The sequence below is a fragment of the Nocardia sp. NPDC003979 genome (assembly GCF_053605015.1).
On record NZ_JBSGIJ010000005.1, the window covers coordinates 392,159 to 413,905 of the forward strand.

Genomic DNA, 21,747 nt, shown 5'->3' on the forward strand with positions numbered 1-21,747 from the left:
CCGCCGCGGCGAATGCACCTCCGTGAAACGAAAGTTGTTGTCATCGTGCGTACTTTCCTCACCAGACGCCGCCTCGCGCGCACCGCGTTGCTGCTGGCGGGCGTCACCGTCGTCGCGTTCTCCTCGGCGTGTGGCGGCACCGGAACCGAGTCGGCCGACGGCCGCACCGTCACCGTGTACTCCGCCGACGGCGTCGGCGGCTGGTACAAGAACCGCTTCGACGAGTTCACCGAGCAGACCGGGATCGCGGTGAACCTGGTCGAGGCCGGGTCGGGCGAGGTGGTCAACCGGGTCGACAAGGAACAGTCCAATCCGCAGGCCGACATCGTGGTCACCCTGCCGCCGTTCATCCAGAAGGCCGAGCAGTCGGGTCTGCTGCAGCCCAGCGGTATCGACACCGCCGCGATCCCGGCCGCCGACAAGGATCCCGACGGCAACTACGTGACGATGGCCAACAACTTCCTGTGCTTCATCGCCAACCCGTCGGTCGATGCCGGCGCGCTCGCCTGGGACGACCTGCTGAAGCCGGAGTTCAAGGGCAAGCTGCAGTACTCGACGCCCGGCCAGGCCGGTGACGGCACGGCGGTGCTCGTGCTGCTGCAGCAGTTGCGCGGCAAGCAGGGTGCGCTGGACTACCTGGCGGCGTTGCAGGCCAACAATGTCGGCCCGTCGTCGTCGACCGGCAAGCTGCAGGCCAAGGTCGACAAGGGTGAGTTGCTCATCGCCAACGGCGACGTGCAGATGAACCTCACCACGGTGAAGGAGAAGGGTTCGAAGTTCAACGTCTTCTTCCCCGCCGCCGACGGCAAGCGCTCCACCGTGGCGGTGCCGTACATGATGGGCCTTGCCAAGGGCGCGCCGCACAAGGACGACGCCACCGAGCTGATGCGTTTCCTGCTCGCCCCCGAGGCCCAGGCCAAGCTCGGCCCCGAGGCGTTCGCGGTGTCACCGCGCACCGACGTCCCCGCCCCGGCCGAGGGTGGCCCCGCGGCGACCATGCGCGGCGTCGAGATCGTTCCGGTCGACTGGACCAAGGTGCTCACCGAGCTGGATGCCGATCTCGCGGCATACCAGAAGGCAACCGGCAGCTGAAACACGCTGCGCTGTAAAGGAGTCCGCAATGTCCGAGGGTGACGTGCGCACGGGGTCGATCGTGTCGGCCGAGACCGCTGCGACCGAACCGGCGATCGTGTTCGACCGGGTCGGGGTGAGTTATGGCAGGGGTCGCAAAGCCGCTGTCGCACTGGCCGACTTCAATCTGCGCGTCGCCGTCGGCGAGACCGTGGCGCTCCTCGGTCCGAGTGGGTCGGGCAAGTCGACCGCACTCAAGGCGCTGGCCGGCTTCGTCCGTCCCACCTCGGGTTCGGTGCGGTTGGCCGGGCGCGATGTCACCGCGCTCTCGCCGGCCAAGCGGGGGATCGGCGTGGTCGTGCAGTCCTATGCGCTGTTCCCGCACATGAGCGTGCACAGCAATGTGGCGTTCGGGTTGAAGTCGCAGCGGGTGCCGCGTGCCGAGATCGGTCCGCGCGTGACCGAGGCCTTGGAGATGGTCGGCATGGGTGGCTATGCCGAGCGTCTACCGAGGGAACTGTCGGGTGGTCAGCAGCAGCGGGTGGCGATCGCCCGTGCGCTGGCCATCCGGCCGAGGGTGCTGCTGCTCGACGAACCACTCGCCGCCCTCGACGCGCAGTTGCGGCACTCGATGCTCGGCGAACTGCAGCAATTGCGGAAGGCGTTGCCCGACACGGCGATGCTGTACGTCACCCATGATCAGGCCGAGGCGCTCGCGCTGGCCGACCGGATCGCGGTGATGCGTGATTCCCGCCTCGTCGACATCGACACCGCCGAAAACCTCTGGCAGCGACCACCTTCCGATTTCACCGCCGGGTTCCTCGGTGGGGCGAACCTGGTGCCGTGCACGGTGAAGCACGTCACCGGGACCGCGGCACTGGTCACCGCGGGAACCTCGACACTGCGTGCCCAGGCGCCGGTGCCCGGTGTCGGGCAGGACGAATGGAAGCCGGACGACGCCGCGCTGCTGTGCGTGCGCCCGCACACCATCACCCTCAGCAAGACCTCCGATCGAGATGCGTTGCGTGCCACGGTGCGTAGCGCGGTGTGGCGTGGGGCGTCGACCCGGGTCGAGTTGGATGTCGACGGGTTGCCGTCCGTGCTCGCCGCCGACGTGCCGGGGCATTTCACCGCTGCGGTGGGTTCGGTCGTCGGGGTCGTCTTGCCCGATCCTGCCGGTGTGTTGATCGCGAACACGGTCGGCGCGAGTTCTCGCGGTGAGGGATCGGCATCATGATGTCAGTTGGATTCTCTGCGATGATCGGACACGACTTCGGTCTGTGCTACGACGGCGAGGTCTGGTGATGAGTGCGCCGGTGCTGGATCCGCCCGGAGCCGTCGAGCCGGAAGCCGTTGGTACGCAGCGCTCGTGGGCGCCCGTGCTCTGGGTTCTGCCGCCCGTGCTCATCGTGCTCGGCATCGCCGGCTATCCGATTCTCCGGGTCCTCACGGAGTCGACGCGCACGCCCACCGGACGCGGCACCGAGGTGTGGTCGACGGTCCTCGGCTCGGCGGCGTTTCGGGACGCGTTGTGGCGCACCATCTCCATTGCCGTGTGCTCGACGCTCGGCTGCCTGGTGCTCGGCACGTTCCTGGCGATCGTGCTCGCGTTCGTGCCGTTTGCCGGGTCGGGGGTGGTCGGCCGACTCATCGACACCATCCTCACGCTGCCGTCGTTCCTCATCACCCTGGCCTTCACGTTCCTCTACGGCACGGCGGGGGCGGTGAACGCGTTGATCGCCGAATTGACCGGGGCGACAACACCGGTGATCGATTTCCTCACCACGCCGCTGGGTGTGATCCTGGCCGAGATCACCTTCTTCACCCCGTTCGTGGTGCGCCCCGTGCTCGCCGCGTTCGCGCAACTGCCGCGTGAACAGCTCGATGCGGCGGCCAGTCTCGGTGCCTCGCCGTGGCGGGTGCTGCGCCAGGTGGTGCTGCCCGAAGCGTGGCCCGCGCTGGCGGCAGGCGGCAGCCTCGTATTGCTGCTGACGCTCAACGAGTTCGGCATCGTGCTGTTCACCGGCGCCAAGGGTGTCATCACGCTGCCCGCGTTGATCTACACCCGCGGCATCGTCACCTTCGACCTGCCCGGCGCCGCCGTCCTCGCCACCGTGCAGGTGGTGCTGTCGCTCACCCTGTACCTCACCTACCGGCTCGTGTTCGCCCGGTTCATCGCCCGTCCGAAGGAGGACTGATCGTGCTCGTCTGGACTCCGCGCGGGAAACTGTTGGTACTCACCGTCTTCGGGCTCGTGGTGACGGTGGTCTTCGTCGCCCCGATCGCGACGGTCGTTCTCGCCGCGCTCGCGGGCAGCTGGACCGGCCCGCTCCCGGCGGACCTCGGTTTCGCCAATCTCGGCAGCGCTGTGAGCGGTGAACAGGCCGCGAGCTTGTCGGTGAGCCTGCAGACCGCGCTGATCTCGGGCGCGGTCGCCCTGATCGTCGGCACCTGGGCCGCCCTCGCGGCCCGTGAAGCGCCCACCTGGTTGCGTCGCCTCACCGACGCCGTCTTCCACCTGCCGGTCGCGGTGCCCTCGGTGGCCATCGGTCTCGGCGTCCTCATCGCCTTCAACGAACGTCCGCTGCTGCTCGGCGGCACCAAGTGGATCGTCATCCTGGCCCACACTGTCCTGGTCCTCGCCTACGCCTTCAGCGCCATCTCCGCCGCCCTCGACCGCCTCGACCCCGCCTATCGCCAAGCCGCTGAATCCCTCGGCGCGGGTCCGGTTCGCGTCCTGACCCAGATCACCCTCCCCCTCCTGCTTCCCGCCCTCGGCGCCGCAGCGGGCCTCTCGATCGCCCTGTCCATGGGCGAGCTCGGGGCCACGATCATGGTGTACCCCGCCACCTGGAAAACCCTGCCGGTCAGCATCTTCGCCCAGACCGACCGAGGAGAGGTCTTCGACGCCGCCGCCGCGACAACAATCCTCGTCACGGTGACCCTCGTGGTACTGGTCGTCCTCGGCCGGTTGCGCGGCCGCGCCGCCGTGCGCTGAGCGGTGCGGCCGCGCACTGCCTCGGTCGCCCCGAAGCTAGAGCAGTGCGGCGGCATCCACCGCAGTGAGGCCGCCGTCGATACGTAGGTCGTGGCCGTTGATGTAGGAGGCCTCGGCGGAGGCCAGGAAAGCGAAGGCGGCGGCGATATCGTCCACGGTGCCGACGCGGCCGGCGGGGGAGAGGGCCGCGACCCCCGCCTGTGCCGACTCGGAGAGTTCGGCGCGGAAGGCCGGCGTGTCGATGTAGCCCGGACTCACCGAATTGACCCGGATACGGCGTGGCGCCAATTCCGCCGCGAGCGTGCGCGTCAGATTGTGCACCGCCGCCTTGCTCGCCGAATACAACGCCGCACCCGGCACCCCACGGTGCAGGCCGAACGACGCGTTGATGACGATGGCACCGTGGTCGACCAGCACCGGCAGCGCCTTCTGAATCGTGAAGAACGCCCCCTTGAAATTGCTGTCGATCACCTGCCCGAACAGCTCGTCGCTCACCTGCTCGATCGCCTGGAACGACCCGATCCCCGCATTGGCGAACACCACATCGAGCCGTCCGAACCGCTCGGAGATCGTCCCCATCACAGCATCGAGATCGCCGAGATCGGCCATATCCCCAGCAATCCCGACCGCCCGATCACCCAACACCTCGACCGCCGCATCCAGCCGCCCCTTATCCCGACCGGTCACCACAACCCGCCCACCCTCCTCGATCAACCGCCGAGCAGCAGCCAGCCCCATTCCACTGCTACCCCCGGTAACCAGAGCGATCTTCCCGTCGAACCGAAACCTGTTGTGCGTCATGCACTCACCTTGCGCCTCCGCCGAACAGGCAAACAGTGCGCGTTTATCAGGGGTGTGCCACCACCACCCTGACTGTCAGGCACGACGGCTTCGTCGCGGCCGGTGTCAGGCGGATTCGGTGAGGTGGGGGAGGGTGGACAGGCGGGCGTGGGTGGCTGTGCCGGGTTTCGGGTTGTAGAGGATCACGGACCAATTGGGGTTGTCGGCGACGGTGAGGGTTGTGGCGTCGAAGAACAGTTCGCCGGCTTCGGGGTGGAGTAGGGCGTTGACAGCTTGCGCTGGGACACCCACCTCGTGCCGGTCCCACAGTCGTGCGAATTCGGGTGACGATGCCACGAGTTCTTCTGCCACACGGTCGAATTCCTCGTCGTGCGGGGCGAGCGCCGCGTCGGCACGGTAGGCCGCGACAACACCCGGTGCCGCAGCGGCCCAGATCTCGGGCAGACCGCGATAGCGGGGACTGGTGAAGAAGGTGACGAGGCAGTTGTGTGGTTCCCCGTCGTCGCACCCGAAGATCCGACCGGCAAGAGTGTTGAACGCGAGGATGTTCCAGTAGCGGTCGCGCACCACGGCGGGCCCACGCTCCCACCCGTCGAGAAGCGCTCGGATTTCCGCGGTCACCTCCGCGCCTGATCCATTCGCAGGCGGCGGGTTGAGTCCCGCGAGCAAATACAGGTGCGCGCGTTCGGACTCGTTCATTCGCAGAACCCCCGCGACGGCATCGAGAACATCCCCGAAGACCGAAATGTCACGTCCTTGCTCGAGCCACGTATACCAAGACACCCCGACCCCTGCGAGCATCCCCACCCCTGCATCCCGTACGGCAGGAGCTGCGAACGACCCGGGCTACTTCGAGACTGACAGGCGGAACCTGGAGCGAGGATCCTGATGCTGATGACCTACCCGACACCGAAAAGACGGATGATCTTGGCCGTGCTGAAGCAGTTCAGGCCGCGCGCGAGCGTGTCGGTAGCGCAGGGCATGCTTGACTCGTGAACCTGGATGAGTTCTTCCGCCAAGATGCCGGTCCGCGCATCGCCAGAATTGACGATGTCCCTGCGCTCGCTGTCATGGACAGTGCGGCCCGCCGGGAGCGGTGGGCCCGATCGAGTCTGGCTCCGACCTTGGAGAAGGTCTCTCGGCTGATCGCAGACCTCGATCTGTCTGCGATCACCAGCAGTGACGACTTGGTGGTGCTGTCGTTCCTAAACGGCGTGACCGAGGAGGCGCGATGCCAGGCGATCGCTCAACTGCGTCGCGGAAACGCAATACTGCACCCTGCGCCTCTGCTGATCGCCGCCAAAGAGATCATCGAGTATGCAGATGCGACCTCCGAGATCGACGATCCAGAGATCGTTTCTGATGACGAACTTTTGGCGATGCTGCTCACGATCGCTGACGAGGCAAACGAAGCGGCCATGCCTTCGTTAGGGGCCAATTTCGATTCTGCACTCGCGGACCTGACGGTCAGCCGGGTTGCCCAGGCTTCGCTACTGTTCCCCGAACCACTGGAGTTTCTTTCGACCTCAACCGCCAGTACCTGGCAGCGAGCGTGGTCGACCCGTACAGCGTCGAAGACTATCGCCGATCTCGCCGAGAGTCCTGCATCTCAGTGGAAACGAATCACCGGGGTTGCATTAGATGATTTCTTATCGTTGGGATGGTTGTTCTACAACCTCTGGCGGCACGAAGGTTTCGCGCGGATCGACACCGCATTTTTCGAGAAATCAAGGGTCGCGCCGGAAGCCGTAGCGTTCCTGATCGAGCACTGCACGCTGCCGCTGGCCGAAATGCGGGCACTACTGACCCGGGAGCGAGGTTCCGGCGCGTCCCTCTGGACTCGCTACAAATTGCAACAGTACCCCTTTGTACGGCTCGATGACGGCGCATTGCTACCAGTGCGTTTTCAGTTCGTCATCCAGCGAATATTCGGCGATCACCTGTATCTCGAATCACAGGCGATGCTGCGTCAGAGGGATCCCAAGCAGGCAGATCACTACGCCGCCGCGATGCGCGACATCTTTGAAGAACGAGTCGGTGAGGTTCTGGATCGCATCTGCACTTACGACACCAGCGGACAGACCGTGCTCGTGGGCGAGAAAGTCATGAAAATGGCGTGGCGCACCAACAAAGGCAAGGTGCCCAAGATCTGTGACTTTGCACTGTTCCGGGACCACGGGTGTGTGCTAGTTGATGCCAACATGCGCAATCTACCTCAGCCCTTTTCTGAGGGCAGTGGAACCTTCGAAACCCTTCAGGAGGAGATCCGCAGTCGATTCACCACGACGAAGTTCAGACAGCTTCTCAGCACGGTCGAGTTGTTCGTGGACCGAGGGTGGAACAAGCTCGCCACGAAAGTAACGAGCCGCACCCGGTTCGTTCCGTTGGTCATCGTTCCCGATGCCGGAATTCCGAGCGACCTCGCCACCGAGAATTTGGTCTTCACCAATGCAGCTCCGTCCGTCCATCGATTCAACGAGAATCCGAACTTCTACCGGGTGCATGTTCCGGCGATCGTGACCTGGCGGGATTTACTGATGCTTGACGGGTTGGCGGAGCGAGGCGTCGATGTCGTCGCGCTGCTCAAGCGGTGGCGGAATATCCACCCGCTCGGGGGCGAGCTGGGACGCGAGCCGCTACCGGTGCCATTGCGCGAGTACGTCGACCGCAGGTACCCAGGTAAGGCGGTATTGAGCCAAGCCGAACACCGGCGCGGGTTCGATTTCTTCGAGCACCTGCGCGAACACGTATCGCAACGTGTGATAGACGCTACACCACCGCAACAGCGAGCAGCGCTAGCCAAATATGCTGACCGACTGCGCACACACAGACCTACCTGGGAGAATCGACATGAGTTCGCTCAACCTGACGAGGACTCGTAGGCGCAAGTAGCATGCTGCCTGAAATCTATGTAAAACGCGAGCCGCAGATCGTGGAGACAACATCGAATCCCAACAACGAGGCTAATGCCACCAGTGCCGCACACTTCTGATTTACTATCCCAATGTTCGAAGATGATGGAGTAGGAAAGGCGATCACGCAAAGGATCGCAGCGCTGGTCGCGGCCGATGGTGAGTGGCGTGACAACTTATGGAGGGTAGGTACACTCGGCGCGCTGGAGGAGTGCTTATCACTAGCTGGGTCGGGAGCGTCGTTAGCCCGTAAGCAGTATGTGATAAGCACCGCTCGCCGCGTCACCGAGCAGGACCCAGCGATCACCGGAAAGCGTAGAGGGCAGATTCTTGGCTCGCTTCCAAAGAAGGCCGATGCCTTCTCTCTCGGAAGTTCTTCATACTTCATTATGAAGCATGAAGTAGAAAAAGTTCGCGTCGATTATTTTGAGCTATTGAACTCGCACATTGAAAGCATCGATGAGTCGGAGGATCCCAAGAAGGCGAGAGTCGATATAAACTCCATAGCTAGTTATATTGCGGGCGCCCTACGAACCTATGGCTTCTCGGATAGATGGATAGCTAAAACCTGCAGTTACTATCTCAAGCACTCCTCCGAGAGGAGCTCACTCCGCGCGCTCATAGGTAAAGCAAGCGAGGTCTTTACAAACGGCACAGGAATCTACACCTACCTAGTTCCCTTAATTCCAAGAACGGCATGCGATTACGGGAGCGGCCCGCCATGGCTGTCGAAAGAAGAATTCACCGTCCAGTTTGCGGAGTACCTTCCAGACGCAGAGCCTCCGGACCACGTGGGTGGGCTCGTGTTGCAAATAACCGCACTAGAAAAACACAGTGCATACGATCTATTTGTCAGAAGGCTTTCCTCAGCGGCAATGCGGAGCCGCATCGGAGCCGACAAACGGGCACTAGATTTGTCGGATACGTACTGGGTTGTTCCAGGGGACAAATGCGAGATGCAGATTACTTCTGTAGATACTCCTCGGCTCATGGTTCGTTCCCTGGATTCGGAAGGAGGAAGGCATCTATTACAGCCGCTGACCCCTGAGCTTGAAGCAGCGCTCGACCTCCTTGGGAGTTCGGACGGAACATCATCTCGCGCAGCCTGCATTACCAGCTGGGCGATGGTGGAGACGCTCTTTGCCGATTCGACAGATTTTGGGTCCTTGGCGGATATTGCCGACCGCGCCGCTGATCTTCTGACCTGCATGTATGTTACGGATCTATTCTTGGGGCTCGTTAAGGAGCATATTCGGGATGCGCATGACGAGTTCTCACACAAGTTGAGTTCAGCGACGCCCGGGCAGCGTTTTGCATTCACCGTGGAACACCTCGCGATAGGCGGCGAGTTGATGGCTGGAGAGGAGCAGGGAACAGTGGCGCTGCAAGAAGCCAAGCTCCTGGTCCGTAATTCGCGTTACTTGCATACGTTGAGAAATGAATTTTCAGAATCGCTTCGCCGCCTCTACGACGCCAGGAATCAAATAGTCCACGCTGGCATACTTGAACCCTACGCAATGCACACCACCCTTCTTGTTGCCTCTAAACTGCTCGCAGCGATTCTGGACGAAGCGATCCGTAGCTCATTCTATTCCGAAGAACCGACCGCCCTATTAGCGGCCAAATGCCGTTGGCTATTGAACCGAATCGAAGGTGGAACTGATCTGGCCGTCCTGGGGTCGTTCAGAGGAAATGCGTCGGGTTAACCTCGATATTTCGCTAGTGTCCTGAGTCGTCAATTCGTTGGCGGTGTAGGGTTGCCGGGTGCCGCCGAAAGTCGAGCCTGTTCAGCTATCGGATACCGAGCGTCAGGTGTTGCGCGGGTGGGCGCGTCGCCGAAAGACCGCGCAGGCATTGGCAATTCGGTCGCGGATCGTGCTGGCATGTGCGGATGGTAGCTCTAACAGCGAAGTCGCCCGCCAGGTAGACGTGTCACGGGAAACGGTGCGTAAGTGGAGGACTCGGTTCGAGCGCGATCGACTCGAGGGTCTGTCGGACGAGCCGCGCCCAGGCGCGCCGCGGAAGATCACCGACGAGCAGGTGGAGCAGGTGATCACCACGACGCTGGAATCCGCACCGTCGCATCACGATACGCACTGGTCGACGCGGTCCATGGCGACCGCGACAGGCATGTCACAGTCGGCGATATCGCGGATCTGGCGCGCATTCGGCCTCAAACCGCACCTGGTCGAGACGTGGAAGCTGTCAACCGATCCGCAGTTCGTGGACAACGTCCGCGACGTGGTTGGGCTGTACATGAATCCGCCGGAGAACGCGCTGGTGCTCTGCGTCGACGAGAAAAGCCAGATGCAGGCCCTGGACCGTACCGCGCCGACACTGTCGATCATGCCGACCACGCCGGCGCGGATGACTCACGACTACGTCCGCCACGGCACCACGAACCTGTTCGCCGCACTCGACGTGGCCAGCGGCTCGATTATCGCCGAACACTATGCGCGTCACCGTCATCAGGAGTTCCTGCGGTCCTCAAGACCATCGACACCGCCGTGCCGACCGAGTTCGATCTGCACCTGATCTGCGACAACTACGGCCCTCACAAAACCCGGAAGTGAAGAAGTGGCTGCTGCGCCACCCGCGGTTCCATGTGCACTTCACCCCGACCTCGGCCAGCTGGCTCAATCTCATGGAACGCTGGTTCGCCGAGTTGACCAACCGTAAGCTGCGCCGCTCGGCCCACCGCAGAGTCACCGAACTGCGCGCCGATGTCCAAGCCTGGGTCAACGCTTGGAACGCCGACCCAAAACCCTTCGTCTGGACCAAGACCGCCGACGACATCCTCGACACACTCGCGGCATACTGCCAACGAATCAACAACTCGGGTCGCTAGCCGACCGGGGATGTGCCGGTCCGCGACGAATAAGAGAGACAGATGGATGATGACTTGGCCACCGATGGCCCTCTTCCGGTCAAGGACGAGAACAACGAATGTCCCGTCGCTGGTGCGTGGCGGCCCGTCTTCTGCTCGATCGTCCGGGCTTTGGCCAGCAGCGACTATCGACTAATTGGCGAGATCAACTCCGTCGAACCGGTCTCGGAGGACCAGGCAGACCACATTCGAGGCAACGTCGCCGCATACGGGGCAACGCTGGTCGAACTGTCCGAGGAGACATGGAACAGCTCGATCGCGCTCTGGATGGGCAACTACTGGGACATCATTGTCGATCTGTGGACGGCGAAGAAGGCCGTAGCGACCTCGCCCTGCACGCTCGCGTGTACGAGACGGCGACGGGCTTCAGGTTCGAGGTCGGGCTGGTCTACGTGCCCTAACCCACCGCCAACGAATTAACGACTCAGGACACTAGTGAGCTACTGATTGCTCATACCGTCAACCAGCGTACGCCCTCTCGCTGCTGGCGCCCCCGCTCGCGCAGGTGTCCAGCTTCCCCTACTGACGGCCACTGCTTTGCTGAGACTCGACTTGAGGAGTGTGTAACGGATCTCACCACTGGCGAGCGGGGCCGCCTCTGCGCGCTCAAGGTTTGTAGCAGCTCGCGCGATCGGCGGCAGATGCGTGCGTTCACTCCTTGGTATGCGCCTATGTAGGCGAGCTAAGGGCACTTCGTGTCTATAGTTTGCGCACGAGCGCCGGAGGAGCGCGCACCGATCCGCACGAATGACGTTGTAGTTCAAGGAGAGTCGCAGCAGTCGTGCCACACTCTGGAGTTCGCGACCTGGACGCCCGCCGAAAATCCACAGTCAGATGTCGTCCTCGTCTAGATCCTTCACCAAGTGCAGTTGGCGGGGGTCGCCCCACTGGGCGAGGAGGTAGGCGTCGTCCTGACACGATTCGGGGTCCTCGTAGCGCCAGTCCTCGATCAATCTGTTCAAATACTCTGCGGCCATGTGGCGATCGATTTTCGAGTACAGCTTGATAGCCGTGAATCGCGAGTAGTACCAGGGGCTATTCTCGGCGAGCATGCTCAGTGCTGCTTTGGCCCGTTCGTCGGAGTTTTCGAAAAGGATTTCCGCAGCTCTTACCCGCACCAACTCGTCGAGGTCCTCATCGTCGAGCACGAGTTGCATCAAAGCATCCGCGCCGCGGCGAGTATCGAACTCCATCAGCGTTCTGGCAGCCTGGAGCCGAACACTGAAATCCGGTGTGTGCGGATCTTCGTTGAAACTGTGATCCAGGGTCGCTTCCTTCCCGAGTGATTCCAGCGCGGCAAGTCCAGGGTCCTCGTCGAGCTCGGAGAGTATCGTCGCCGCCCAGACCCGCGTTGTCGGATCTTCATCGACCTCGGCGACTGCAGTCATCGAGCGGATCGCTTGATCGATGACAGGTTGCCAACTTCCGGGTTCGAGGGATCCGAAGCGGTTGATCATTGCAACGAGAAGACAGCAATGCAGACTTTCTTGCGTGACTCTGTCGGACAGCTTCCGCTGGGCGATGTCATGTAGTACCGATCGGTCGGCTTCTATCAGGAAGCTGATGTACGACACCGTTTCCAGCGGCGCCCCCCAGGGATTGGATCCCCTGTTGCAAATCCATGGGTGGAGGGTCCTGTCCAGTTCCTGCTCGTATGCCTCTGGGGTACGCATAGCCCACCGTGCAGCGCAGTATTCCTGCACAGTTTTATGTGCGAACTCGAGCCGGTCGCCTTCGCGGACGAGGAGGCCGCATCTGGTCAGTGCAGACACAATGAAGTCCGTCCACACCTTGCGAGTGACGCCGGGTGGGCGTTCGCCTGCCGGGCTGCACGAAATCAGTGTGATCCATGCCTCGATACTGTGGTCGGGGAGGTATTCGGGCGTTGCGGGGCGGATGTATATCAGTGGATCGACCGGTTGCGATTCGTCTGCAGCGGCCATTTGTCCGATGAGATCGAGCAGTTCGCTCAGAAGCGATTCGGCATGCTCGGCCACTGCCGGGCCGAATCGCTGCGTCAGCGACTTGCTCTGCGTGCGAAATCCGGATTGCCCTCGACGATGCATTCGCTCGTGCAGGAGATCCGCGAAGCTCGAGTAGAGTGCATTTCTGCTGTCGGGTATCACACCGCCCGGATTCAGCGAATAGACCTGGCACAGAAGGGCGGTCATCAGTGGTGTTCGCGCCAGCCTGGACATTCCAACAGAGCTCAGCGCTGCAATGAATGCCTCGGTCGAGGTGTCGGGCCGAGGGATTCCGAGTTGGCGAAACCATCCCTGGACAGCGCTGCGAAGATCGTCGGCAGAGAACTGATCGAGTCGATATTCAGGAACGACACCCAGGAGCTTGCGCTCGGCATCGGATATCGGTCGTCCGGCCACGACGAAGGAATGAACGGCACGTGGGCGATCAGCGCAGTGCGCGATCCATTCGAGGACTTCCCTGCGGAGTTCAGGGTCGGTGATCTCGTCCATTCCGTCGACGAGGACGAGCCATGTGGTGCCGGGTCGTGGCGCTGTTCGGAAAAACTCCTCACCGAGTGTGCGCTCGAGGCCGAGCAGCGACAGGGATTCGTTTGCCGCCGCGGCGAGAGCGGCGCCGAGGGGCCGAGACGGAGTCAGCGCCGCGGCGTTGACAGTCAGAGCCAGCGGCTGCGTCTCGATACCTGTTAGCCACTGAGCTGCCGAGCGTGCCTGAATCGTGCGCAGGAGGCTGGTCTTACCCCCACCCGGTCCAGCGGTCAGCATGCACAGCGCGTCCTGCCCGAGCCAGGTATCGGGAAGCGTGTCACTGCTCGCGGCGATCGAAATCCTTTGCGGGACTCGAACGTCCGACAGTCTGGTAGGGCGGCCCGCCTCCGGGAGCCCATAAGGATGCTGATGGTCCGCGCGCCGGCTGGCTCGGAGAAAATCCAAGAGCTCGGGACGCTGCAACCGGAGGGCTATGGTGGCAAGTGTTTGCGGGGTCAGCCGTTTTCGAAGGACCACCTCGGCCGGATCTGGCTGGGTGACGAACAGTTGCCACTGTGGGCACAGCTGCTCCAGCATGGCCGAGCGCACCAAGTCGAACAAGGTCTGATGAACGTGTCGTATCTCGGCGACGGTCAGATGCCCTGACAGCGCCGCCAGCGCATCTCGATTATCTCGCTCGAGCTCACCACGCAGCGGGAGTTCGTTGATGTGGACACGGGAAAGAAAGTCGCTCAGCTCGCCCGGATCGACGGCGAGATCCTCGAGTTTCGACCCGAGCCCCGCGCGAATCCTGGATTCTCGCTTGCCGCCGCTGCGTGCGATGTCACGAAACGAAGGTTCCCCGGCAGCGAGTTTCCCTTCGATCGCCACAGTCAGACGATAGTTAAGGGCCGATCCTTTCGAAATAGCCTGTCGGAGAATGCGATCCGTTCGAAGGAGGCTGCGCAGGGCCTTGGAGTCACCGATCTGTAGGAGCGTCCAGGGCTTGTCGCGCTCACGCGATTTGACCTGCTGAAAATCCCACAAAGTCGCGTCGCCGCCATGGGGTGTGCCCACGGTGCGGGCCACCACGACGTCTTCGATGTGTTCGCATGTCACATTGGCTACGGGGTAGCCACCCAACATTTCTATGGCATATCGCACGGCCACGTGCGCCTGAAAAGCAAACCGCTTCTCTGTCTCGGTGCCTGTGTTGTCCGGCGCTGGAATGTGGCGAGGATCCTGCCCGACGTCCACCCGACCTCCCCTGTCCATGGTGGCTAGTTCGGCGAGTGCCGAGTGTGATGCCACGCCACATGGCCACGTAGCCAGCGTAACTGCGCATTGGTTCGGCACGCCACCATCGTCGATGTGGCGTCCACGAGCATCTTCGGGATTCCTCGACACCGTGAAACCTTGCGTCACCGAACAGCGTGTCCGCTGCTTTCATGGCATCTGGCCGATCCGCCTTCATGGCTGACCTGTTCCAACGTGTGCCGAGGCCCGGACAGGGGGAACGTCAATCTGGGGGCATCCGTTGCGCGGGACTCCGTGTCCCGGGTCCGCGAACAGGTGGTGGCGGTTCCGCCACTGCCTTACCGATCAAGCACGATCCGCGCTCTCGCCGCCGGTACTGCAGAAGGCGAAGCTGGTCATGCCGGAACTGACTCTCTACTAACAGCTTTCGAAATCACTACCGTCATACAAACCGTCGCGATACCCCTGTTTGACTGCCCGAATCACGCATACTCTTCATGGAGAGCCGGGGGAGGGTATCCAGTGATCAGTGTTCTCATCGCAGCCGTAGGCATCTTCGGCACGGCAATCGGGGCCGCGCTGACTGCGGCCATAGCCGCGAAGTCAGATGGACGACGTCAAGCGGCGTTGGAACGCCAGCACGCCCGGGAGCAACAGACGCACGCAGACGGGCAACTACACGAGTTGCGGTCCGAGCACCTGCGATGGCGTCGGGAACGACGCCAAACCGCATACCTCGATCTACTCGAGGCTCTGAGCAGTGCAGATCGGGCCAACCAGCGATACTTCCGGGCTCTACGCTCCGAGCCAGAACCAGTTGCCGTCGACGAAGCACGATTGGCTGAGATTCGCGAACTATTCAAGGGCGCCGAAAAAGCGCACTACAAGGTCATTCTGGAAGGGCCTCACAGCATCGCCCAGGCAGCACATGCGCTCCTCACGGAACTCGGGGACTTGGTCTGTGCCGTGGAAGAATTCGTACAAGCGCATGCAACTGCAGGCGATGTCGCTGAATTCCGCCGCAAGGTCGACACCGCTGGCACGAACTTCCTGTCCTCTCATCGCGCTTTCCTCGAAGCCGCCCGCGTCGCACTCGACAAAATCCTGGACACGCCCTGACAGCTCTGCTGATCAGACCAATAAATCCGAGAGGATGACATGTCAGGAACGGGTAGACGGGCTCGTTGGGGCGCGGCGTGCGCCCTGTGTTCGGTCCAGGCAGTAGATGAGAAGGGGTTGTTGATAGGCGGTCCCGGCGAGTGGGCAGTGTTGTGTGGGCGATGCGAAGACATGGGCCGCCGTTCCGGGCACGACTACCACCAGATCGACGTTCCGCTGCCGACGGTCCGGATCGACAAACCACCGAGCAACGCACACCAGCGGATTTGGTTGCGCCTCTACGGCATCCGCGATCACTGCCGTTCCTGTAATGACGAGGTCACCTTCGCCGCGGGGGTCTTTCCAATCACACCAGCTCGCAGCTTCAATCTGCTCGTCCTGTCCACGACCGACTCAGCATGCAAGCTAGTCAAGCACCTCCTCGAACGCGCTCGGGTGGCACCTGATCTCGTCGACGCTCTTACTCCGAAGCGGATCCCGTCCCTCGATGGTGAGATCCTGGCGGTCCGCTGCCCGCAATGCGACGCCCCGCCCCTCGGCGACAGCAACTTGGTGATGCGAGAAATCGTGGCGACGCGGGGCGAGCTTGGTCTGGTGTCGGTCGCATCCGCAGATTGCTCTGTCGTCAAATGGCATCGCGCGCTGTATTCACCGGAGCGCACACTGGCTCGGTTGTAACGCGATGCCTGCGCCTGAGGCACAACAGCGGCAGCTGCCCGTCGTCTGCGGGTCCCGATCGGAGGGCAATCACGCAGGGTGGCAGTCCGATTCGATCACACGATGGGTGAGAAACCTATAGTCCGCTTCTGGCTGTTCGAGGGCTTGCTTCGGTGCCACATGCGCCACCCACCCAATCTCCGGGGGTGAGATCTGTCCGCGCTGGACCGGGTGTCCAGGGTCTGCGGACCGGCGGTAGCTGTTCCACAACTGCCTAGCCGATGAATGGCGATCCCCGCTCGTTGCGCCGAATCATGGCAAGGGGGTAACGGAGAAACAACATTGCGCCTCCGTCTCGGTACGCGGGCATTTATGGAGTGTGTAACCGACATCTCACCCCCGCCAGCATCGCGACCTCCTCGCGCCGCAACCCGGGCGTCCGCCGCCGCCCACCCACGGGCAACCCCACCTCCCCGGGAGATATCCGCTCGCGCCGAGCCCGCAGAAACTCGCGCAATTGTTCACGCCGCCGAACCGATGCCGCACCGACCATCACTCCAACGTAGCCACCCCGGGACGCGGAGTGCGCCGCATCGACCATGACTTCGCGGGGCGACGCGGTGCGGCACGCTCGGCAGGGGTCAATCGACGATTGCCGTCGCCTCGATTTCCACCATCATGTCCGCCTCGAACAGCGCGTCCACGCCGATGAGTGAGGCGGGCGGCATCGGGTTCGGCAGGCCGATTTCGGCGGCGACCGATTCCACGCCGGACATGAAGGCGCCTGCCTGGTCGGGGGTCCAGCCCGTGACGTAGAAGGTCAGGCGGAGTACGTCGGCGAAGGTGGCGCCTGCTCCTGCCAGGCCGACGGCGGTGTTGCGGAGGGCTTGGGCGACCTGTCCGGCGAGGTCGCCCGGTGCGATGGGCGTTCCGTCGGCGAGACGGGCGACCTGCCCGCTGACGTGCACGTGCCGCGATCCGGTGCCCACGGCCACGTGGTGGTAGGGCGCGGGCTGCAGCATTCCGGCGGGGGAGAAGTGCTCGACTGTCATGGTTCTTGCTCCGTTCGTTGTAAGTATCGCTAAGCTACCTAGTGCATAAAAGACACTTCAACGAAACCAGGTTTCAGCATGGATACCGCCGACGAGCTCCGCATCGACGCCGCACACCGCGAGCTACTGGATCAGGTGCTCGACAAGTGGTCGCTCAGCGTCCTCAACGAACTCTGCGAGCGACCGACCCGGTTCAACGAACTGCGTCGCGCCATCCCTTCGGTGACACAGAAGTCGCTCACCGCGACGCTGCGCAGGCTCGAGCGCAACGGGGTGATCGAACGGCACGTGGTCGGCACCCGCCCGGTCGCGGTCGAGTACCGGATCACCCCGCTCGGCAAAACCCTGCGCCATCCGGTCGATGTCCTGCTGGTCTGGGCAGCTGAACAGATGCCAGCGATCCACCGCGCCCGGGATGCCTTCGACGAGCGCGAGGAAGCAGAACTGGATGCGCGGTGAATCCGGTGGGCTTCGCTCATTCGGGAGAGCGCGATGTCGACCGCGACGCCGTTGCCTGCGGGTCTGTGTCGGTGCCCGGGCTTAGGCTGACCACGTGTCGGTGCTGCCTCTGATCTTCACCGCTGGCTGGGCCAGTGGCATCAATGCGTACGCGGTGGTGTTCCTGCTCGGCCTGTTCGGGCGGATCGGCTGGACCGACGACGTGCCCGCCGGTTTGGAACGCACCGACGTGCTCGTCGCGGCGGGCGTGCTGTTCCTCATCGAAGCCGTGGCCGACAAGATCCCGTACCTGGATTCCTTCTGGGATGCGGTGCACACGGTCGTGCGCCCGGCCTCCGGTGCGGTGGTATCGGCTCTGATTGCCGGACAGGACGATTCGCTGCCCACGCTGTTCGCCGCCGCCGTGGGCGGCACGACCGCGCTGGCCAGTCACATCATCAAAGCCGGTACCCGGATGGCCATCAACACCTCACCGGAACCGGTCACCAATATCGCGATGAGTACCGCCGAGGACTTGAGCGTCGGCGGCATCATCACGCTCGCGGTGTTCTTCCCGGTGCTGGCGGCCGTCATCGCCGCGATCCTGCTGGCGATCGGGTTGTGGGTCGTGTACCTGTGCGCCAGCCGGATCCGCCGCTACCTGCGCCGAAGAAGGGAACGGCGCGAGACGCGGGCGGTCGACGCACTCGAGTAGATCACCGCACCTGCGGCGCCACCTTCGAACCGAGCAGATCGATGGTGTGCAGCACCTTCTCCGGCGGCAGTGTGCCCACGCTGGTGTGCAGCATGAACCGGTCCAGGCCGAGGGTGTCGCGGACGTCGGCGATCTTGGCGCCCACGTAGTCGGGGGTACCGACGAACAACGACCCACTCTGGGAACGCAGCGCGTCGAACTGCTGGCGCGTCATCGGGCCCCATCCACGCTCGCGTCCGATCACCGACATCGCCATCGCGTACGGCTCGTAGAAATCGGCGACCGCCTGCTCGTCGGTGTCGGCGATGTACCCGTGCGCGTGCACCGCCACCGGCTGCTTCTCGTGCCCACCTTCGGCCAGCGCCCGGTGATACAGCTCCACCAGCGGCTTGAACCGCGCGGGCTGCCCGCCGATGATGGCGATCGCCAGCGGCAGACCGAGCAGTCCGGCGCGGATCACCGATTCGGGACTGCCGCCGACCGCGATCCACACCGGCAGCGGCCGGTCGTCGGTGCGCGGATAGACAGTGGCCTCGTGCAGCGGTGCGCGGAACCGACCGGACCAGGTGACCGGCTCCTCCTCACGCAGCCGAAGCAGCAGGCCGAGTTTCTCCTCGAAGAGCGCGTCGTAGTCGCCCAGGTCGTAACCGAACAGCGGGAACGATTCGGTGAAAGACCCACGCCCGGCCATCAATTCGGCCCGCCCGTTCGACAGGCCGTCCAGGGTCGCGAAGTCCTGATACACGCGCACCGGGTCGTCGGAGCTGAGCACGGTCACCGCGCTGGTCAGCTGGATCCGTTCGGTGCGGGCCGCGGCCGCGGCCAGGACGACGGCGGGCGCGGAGGCGGCGAAATCCTGGCGATGGTGCTCGCCGACGCCGTACACATCCAGGCCGGCGGCCTCGGTGGCCACGGCCTCGTCGACCACCTGACGCAGCCGCTCGGCCGCCGTCGGCGCGGGCCGATCGCCCGTGGGGTACCGCTCGGCGAAGGTGGTGAGCCCCAGTTCCATGTGAACCTCGTTTCCAGGTCGCGTTCTGTTCCCCAGTCTAAACGGACCGTGGTCCGATATTATTCCCGTTATGCTGGCCTCATGATCGAGGACCCCGCCGACGACCTGACGGTCACGCCACCGAAGCAGTGGGCGGTCGGTGTCCCCGCCGTGGTGAACGCGCTGAAGTACTCCCTGTCGCAGAGCACGCTGCCGCGCACCGCGCTCACCTTGCTGAACATCAATCAGACCGATGGTTTCGACTGTCCTGGTTGCGCGTGGCCGGAGCCGAAGCATCGGACCACCAACGAGTACTGCGAGAACGGCGCACGCCACATCGCCGACGAGTCGACCACGCGTCGCGTCACCGCCGATTTCTTCCGCGAGCATCCGGTCGCCGAACTCGACACGATGTCGGACTACTGGCTCAACCAGCAGGGCCGCCTCACCGAACCGATGGTCAAGCGACCCGGTGCCACCCACTACGAGCCCATCGGCTGGGACGACGCCCTCGACCTCGTCGCCACCGCGCTGCGCGGCTTCGACTCGCCGGACGAAGCGGTGTTCTACACCTCGGGCAGACTCAGCAACGAGGCCGCGTTCCTGCTGCAACTGTTCGTGCGCGCCTACGGCACCAACAATCTGCCCGACTGCTCGAACATGTGCCACGAATCCAGCGGGTCGGCGCTCACCGAAACCCTGGGTGTCGGCAAGGGCAGCGTGTCGCTGGACGACATCTATCAGGCCGACCTGATCTTCGTCGTCGGCCAGAACCCCGGCACCAATCATCCGCGCATGCTCTCGGCGCTGGAGCAGACCAAACGCAACGGCGGCACGATCATCGCGGTCAACCCGCTGCCCGAGGCCGGGCTCATCCGGTTCAAGAATCCGCAGAAGGCGCGCGGTGTGCTCGGTCGCGGCACCGCCATCGCCGACCAGTTCCTCAAGATCCGCCCCGGCGGCGACCTCGCCCTGTTCCGCATGCTGAATCGGCTGCTGCTCGACGCCGAGGACGCCGCGCCCGGCACCGTGCTCGACCACGACTTCATCGCCGAGAACACCAGCGGTTTCGCCGAATTTGCGGAGCAGGCGCGTGGAATCAGTTGGGATACCGCGCTCGCGGCCACCGGTCTCACACGCGCCGAGATCGAGCAGGCTCACCAGCGCGTACTGGCGAGCAAGAAGATCATCGTGTGCTGGGCGATGGGTCTCACCCAGCACAAACACGGCGTGCCGACCATCCGCGAGATCGTCGATTTCCTGCTGCTGCGCGGCAATATCGGCCGCCCCGGTGCGGGGGTGTGCCCGGTGCGCGGGCACAGCAACGTGCAGGGCGACCGCACGATGGGCATCTGGGAACGGCCGCCGCAGGCGTTCCTCGACGCGCTGGAAAAGGAGTTCGCGTTCACTCCGCCCGCCGCGCACGGCCTGGATTCGGTCGACGCCATCCGCGCCATGCGCGACGGCAACGCGAAGGTATTCGTCGGTGTCGCAGGCAATTTCGTGCGCGCGACCCCCGACAGTGAGGTCACCGAGGCGGCATTGCGCCGCTGCGCGCTCACCGTGCAGATCTCCACCAAGCTCAATCGCTCGCACACGGTGTGCGGCGATACCGCGCTGATCCTGCCGACACTCGGCCGCAGCGACCGCGACATCCAGGCAGGCGGCGAACAGTTCGTCACCGTCGAGGACTCGATGAGCGAAGTGCACGCCTCGCGCGGCCGCCTCGACCCGGCCTCCCCACATCTGCTCAGCGAGGTGGCCATCGTCTCCCGGCTCGCACGCCGCACGCTGGGAACCTCGGCGATTCCGTGGGAGGAGTTCGTCGCCGACTACGCGACCATCCGCGACCGCATCTCCCGGGTTGTGCCCGGTTTCGAGAACTTCAACGAGCGGGTGGCGCAGCCCGGTGGGCTGCGTTTGGTCAATCCGGTCAACGAGGGCGTCTTCCGAACCGCCACCGGCAAAGCGCGGTTCACCTGCAACGAGGTGACCGCGCTCGACGTGCCGCCGGGTTACCTTGTGCTGCAATCACTGCGGTCCCACGATCAGTGGAACACCGTTCCCTACGGCAGCGACGACCGCTATCGCGGCATCCACCATGCGCGTCGGGTGGTGCTGGTCAACCCCGACGACCTCGCCGAACGCGGCCTGGCCGACGGCGACACCGTCGACATCGTCAGCGTGTGGCACGACGGCAGCGAACGCCGCGCCGAGAAGTTCGTCGTCGTCGCCTACCCGGCGAGCCGGGGTTCGGCGGCGGCCTACTACCCGGAGACCAATGTGCTGGTCCCGCTCGACAGCGTCGCCGACATCAGCAACACCCCGACCTCGAAGGGGATCGTCGTGCGCCTCGAACCCGTCGCGGCCGGTGCCGACGTCGGCTAAGTACACTTCCG

The 21,747-nt window shown here is 63.7% G+C and carries 17 protein-coding genes and 2 pseudogenes; 13 read left to right on the top strand and 6 right to left on the bottom strand.

Annotated features, from left to right (window positions below; all coding sequences use genetic code 11):
• Positions 1–12 precede the first annotated feature (12 nt).
• The 4 genes from ACWEVR_RS14165 to ACWEVR_RS14180 all read left to right on the top strand — a co-directional run bounded on the left by ACWEVR_RS14165 (position 13) and on the right by ACWEVR_RS14180 (position 4,069).
• Positions 13–1,092, top strand: coding sequence for a 2-aminoethylphosphonate ABC transporter substrate-binding protein (locus tag ACWEVR_RS14165; protein WP_452467275.1), 1,080 nt, complete (start codon positions 13–15; stop codon positions 1,090–1,092).
• Positions 1,093–1,120: 28 nt separating this feature from the next.
• The gene (locus ACWEVR_RS14170; protein ID WP_452467276.1) at positions 1,121–2,308 is read left to right on the top strand and encodes an ABC transporter ATP-binding protein; all 1,188 of its coding nucleotides are present in this window, start codon (positions 1,121–1,123) and stop codon (positions 2,306–2,308) included.
• A 67-nt stretch (positions 2,309–2,375) separates the two neighbouring features.
• Positions 2,376–3,269, top strand: a complete 894-nt coding sequence (locus ACWEVR_RS14175) for a 2-aminoethylphosphonate ABC transporter permease subunit (protein WP_452467277.1) — start codon at positions 2,376–2,378, stop codon at positions 3,267–3,269.
• 2 nt (positions 3,270–3,271) lie between these two features.
• Positions 3,272–4,069: an ABC transporter permease gene (locus ACWEVR_RS14180; RefSeq protein WP_452467278.1), complete on the top strand. Its 798-nt coding sequence runs from the start codon at positions 3,272–3,274 to the stop codon at positions 4,067–4,069.
• A gap of 36 nt (positions 4,070–4,105) precedes the next feature.
• Here ACWEVR_RS14180 and ACWEVR_RS14185 read toward each other — a convergent pair whose 3' ends face one another.
• Positions 4,106–4,870, bottom strand: coding sequence for a glucose 1-dehydrogenase (locus ACWEVR_RS14185; protein WP_452467279.1), 765 nt, complete (start codon positions 4,868–4,870; stop codon positions 4,106–4,108).
• Positions 4,871–4,975: 105 nt separating this feature from the next.
• On the bottom strand, positions 4,976–5,569 hold the full coding sequence (locus ACWEVR_RS14190) for an MmyB family transcriptional regulator (RefSeq protein ID WP_452467280.1): 594 nt from the start codon (positions 5,567–5,569) through the stop codon (positions 4,976–4,978).
• 293 nt (positions 5,570–5,862) lie between these two features.
• Here ACWEVR_RS14190 and ACWEVR_RS14195 point away from each other — a divergent pair, with 293 nt between their 5' ends.
• The 4 genes and pseudogenes from ACWEVR_RS14195 to ACWEVR_RS14210 all read left to right on the top strand — a co-directional run bounded on the left by ACWEVR_RS14195 (position 5,863) and on the right by ACWEVR_RS14210 (position 11,089).
• Positions 5,863–7,752 carry a hypothetical protein gene (locus tag ACWEVR_RS14195; RefSeq protein ID WP_452467281.1) on the top strand — a complete coding sequence of 630 codons (1,890 nt, stop codon included), beginning with the start codon at positions 5,863–5,865 and terminating at the stop codon, positions 7,750–7,752.
• A 122-nt stretch (positions 7,753–7,874) separates the two neighbouring features.
• Positions 7,875–9,488, top strand: a complete 1,614-nt coding sequence (locus tag ACWEVR_RS14200; protein ID WP_452467282.1) for a hypothetical protein — start codon at positions 7,875–7,877, stop codon at positions 9,486–9,488.
• A gap of 58 nt (positions 9,489–9,546) precedes the next feature.
• Positions 9,547–10,630: pseudogene (locus tag ACWEVR_RS14205) on the top strand (IS630 family transposase).
• Positions 10,631–10,672: 42 nt separating this feature from the next.
• Positions 10,673–11,089: a DUF7668 domain-containing protein gene (locus ACWEVR_RS14210; RefSeq protein WP_452467283.1), complete on the top strand. Its 417-nt coding sequence runs from the start codon at positions 10,673–10,675 to the stop codon at positions 11,087–11,089.
• Between the two features lie 410 nt (positions 11,090–11,499).
• On the opposite strand, the gene ACWEVR_RS14215 is transcribed toward ACWEVR_RS14210, so the two are convergent.
• Positions 11,500–14,376 carry a dsDNA nuclease domain-containing protein gene (locus ACWEVR_RS14215; protein WP_452467284.1) on the bottom strand — a complete coding sequence of 959 codons (2,877 nt, stop codon included), beginning with the start codon at positions 14,374–14,376 and terminating at the stop codon, positions 11,500–11,502.
• A 522-nt stretch (positions 14,377–14,898) separates the two neighbouring features.
• Between ACWEVR_RS14215 and ACWEVR_RS14220 the strand changes: the two genes are divergently transcribed.
• Both ACWEVR_RS14220 and ACWEVR_RS14225 read left to right on the top strand, forming a co-directional pair.
• A complete protein-coding gene (locus tag ACWEVR_RS14220) occupies positions 14,899–15,495 on the top strand; it encodes a hypothetical protein (RefSeq protein WP_452467285.1) in 597 nt (198 codons plus the stop codon).
• A gap of 171 nt (positions 15,496–15,666) precedes the next feature.
• On the top strand, positions 15,667–16,173 hold the full coding sequence (locus tag ACWEVR_RS14225) for a hypothetical protein (RefSeq protein ID WP_452467286.1): 507 nt from the start codon (positions 15,667–15,669) through the stop codon (positions 16,171–16,173).
• A 355-nt stretch (positions 16,174–16,528) separates the two neighbouring features.
• On the opposite strand, the pseudogene ACWEVR_RS14230 reads toward ACWEVR_RS14225, so the two are convergent.
• Both ACWEVR_RS14230 and ACWEVR_RS14235 read right to left on the bottom strand, forming a co-directional pair.
• Positions 16,529–16,705: pseudogene (locus tag ACWEVR_RS14230) on the bottom strand (transcriptional regulator); the annotation flags it as partial.
• A gap of 88 nt (positions 16,706–16,793) precedes the next feature.
• Positions 16,794–17,204, bottom strand: coding sequence for a RidA family protein (locus ACWEVR_RS14235; RefSeq protein WP_452467287.1), 411 nt, complete (start codon positions 17,202–17,204; stop codon positions 16,794–16,796).
• A 78-nt stretch (positions 17,205–17,282) separates the two neighbouring features.
• Here ACWEVR_RS14235 and ACWEVR_RS14240 point away from each other — a divergent pair, with 78 nt between their 5' ends.
• Complete coding sequence (locus ACWEVR_RS14240) at positions 17,283–17,663, top strand: winged helix-turn-helix transcriptional regulator (RefSeq protein ID WP_452467288.1); 381 nt, start codon at positions 17,283–17,285, stop codon at positions 17,661–17,663.
• A gap of 94 nt (positions 17,664–17,757) precedes the next feature.
• Positions 17,758–18,357 (top strand): DUF4126 domain-containing protein, encoded by a 600-nt coding sequence (locus ACWEVR_RS14245; protein WP_452467289.1) that lies wholly within the window; start codon positions 17,758–17,760, stop codon positions 18,355–18,357.
• A gap of 1 nt (position 18,358) precedes the next feature.
• Here the strand turns inward: ACWEVR_RS14245 and ACWEVR_RS14250 are convergent, their stop codons facing one another.
• Positions 18,359–19,369 (bottom strand): Atu2307/SP_0267 family LLM class monooxygenase, encoded by a 1,011-nt coding sequence (locus tag ACWEVR_RS14250; protein ID WP_357394855.1) that lies wholly within the window; start codon positions 19,367–19,369, stop codon positions 18,359–18,361.
• 81 nt (positions 19,370–19,450) lie between these two features.
• Between ACWEVR_RS14250 and ACWEVR_RS14255 the strand changes: the two genes are divergently transcribed.
• Complete coding sequence (locus ACWEVR_RS14255; RefSeq protein ID WP_452467290.1) at positions 19,451–21,736, top strand: FdhF/YdeP family oxidoreductase; 2,286 nt, start codon at positions 19,451–19,453, stop codon at positions 21,734–21,736.
• Positions 21,737–21,747 lie beyond the last annotated feature (11 nt).

Bases quoted from the DNA above. Each gene is read 5' to 3' on its own strand.
- ACWEVR_RS14165 (WP_452467275.1), top strand. From the start codon at position 13: ATGCACCTCCGTGAAACGAAAGTTGTTGTCATCGTGCGTACTTTCCTC.
- ACWEVR_RS14170 (WP_452467276.1), top strand. From the start codon at position 1,121: ATGTCCGAGGGTGACGTGCGCACGGGGTCGATCGTGTCGGCCGAGACC.
- ACWEVR_RS14175 (WP_452467277.1), top strand. From the start codon at position 2,376: ATGAGTGCGCCGGTGCTGGATCCGCCCGGAGCCGTCGAGCCGGAAGCC.
- ACWEVR_RS14185 (WP_452467279.1), bottom strand. From the start codon at position 4,870: ATGACGCACAACAGGTTTCGGTTCGACGGGAAGATCGCTCTGGTTACC.
- ACWEVR_RS14190 (WP_452467280.1), bottom strand. From the start codon at position 5,569: ATGAACGAGTCCGAACGCGCGCACCTGTATTTGCTCGCGGGACTCAAC.
- ACWEVR_RS14200 (WP_452467282.1), top strand. From the start codon at position 7,875: ATGTTCGAAGATGATGGAGTAGGAAAGGCGATCACGCAAAGGATCGCA.
- ACWEVR_RS14210 (WP_452467283.1), top strand. From the start codon at position 10,673: ATGGATGATGACTTGGCCACCGATGGCCCTCTTCCGGTCAAGGACGAG.
- ACWEVR_RS14225 (WP_452467286.1), top strand. From the start codon at position 15,667: ATGGGCCGCCGTTCCGGGCACGACTACCACCAGATCGACGTTCCGCTG.
- ACWEVR_RS14235 (WP_452467287.1), bottom strand. From the start codon at position 17,204: ATGACAGTCGAGCACTTCTCCCCCGCCGGAATGCTGCAGCCCGCGCCC.
- ACWEVR_RS14240 (WP_452467288.1), top strand. From the start codon at position 17,283: ATGGATACCGCCGACGAGCTCCGCATCGACGCCGCACACCGCGAGCTA.
- ACWEVR_RS14250 (WP_357394855.1), bottom strand. From the start codon at position 19,369: ATGGAACTGGGGCTCACCACCTTCGCCGAGCGGTACCCCACGGGCGAT.
- ACWEVR_RS14255 (WP_452467290.1), top strand. From the start codon at position 19,451: ATGATCGAGGACCCCGCCGACGACCTGACGGTCACGCCACCGAAGCAG.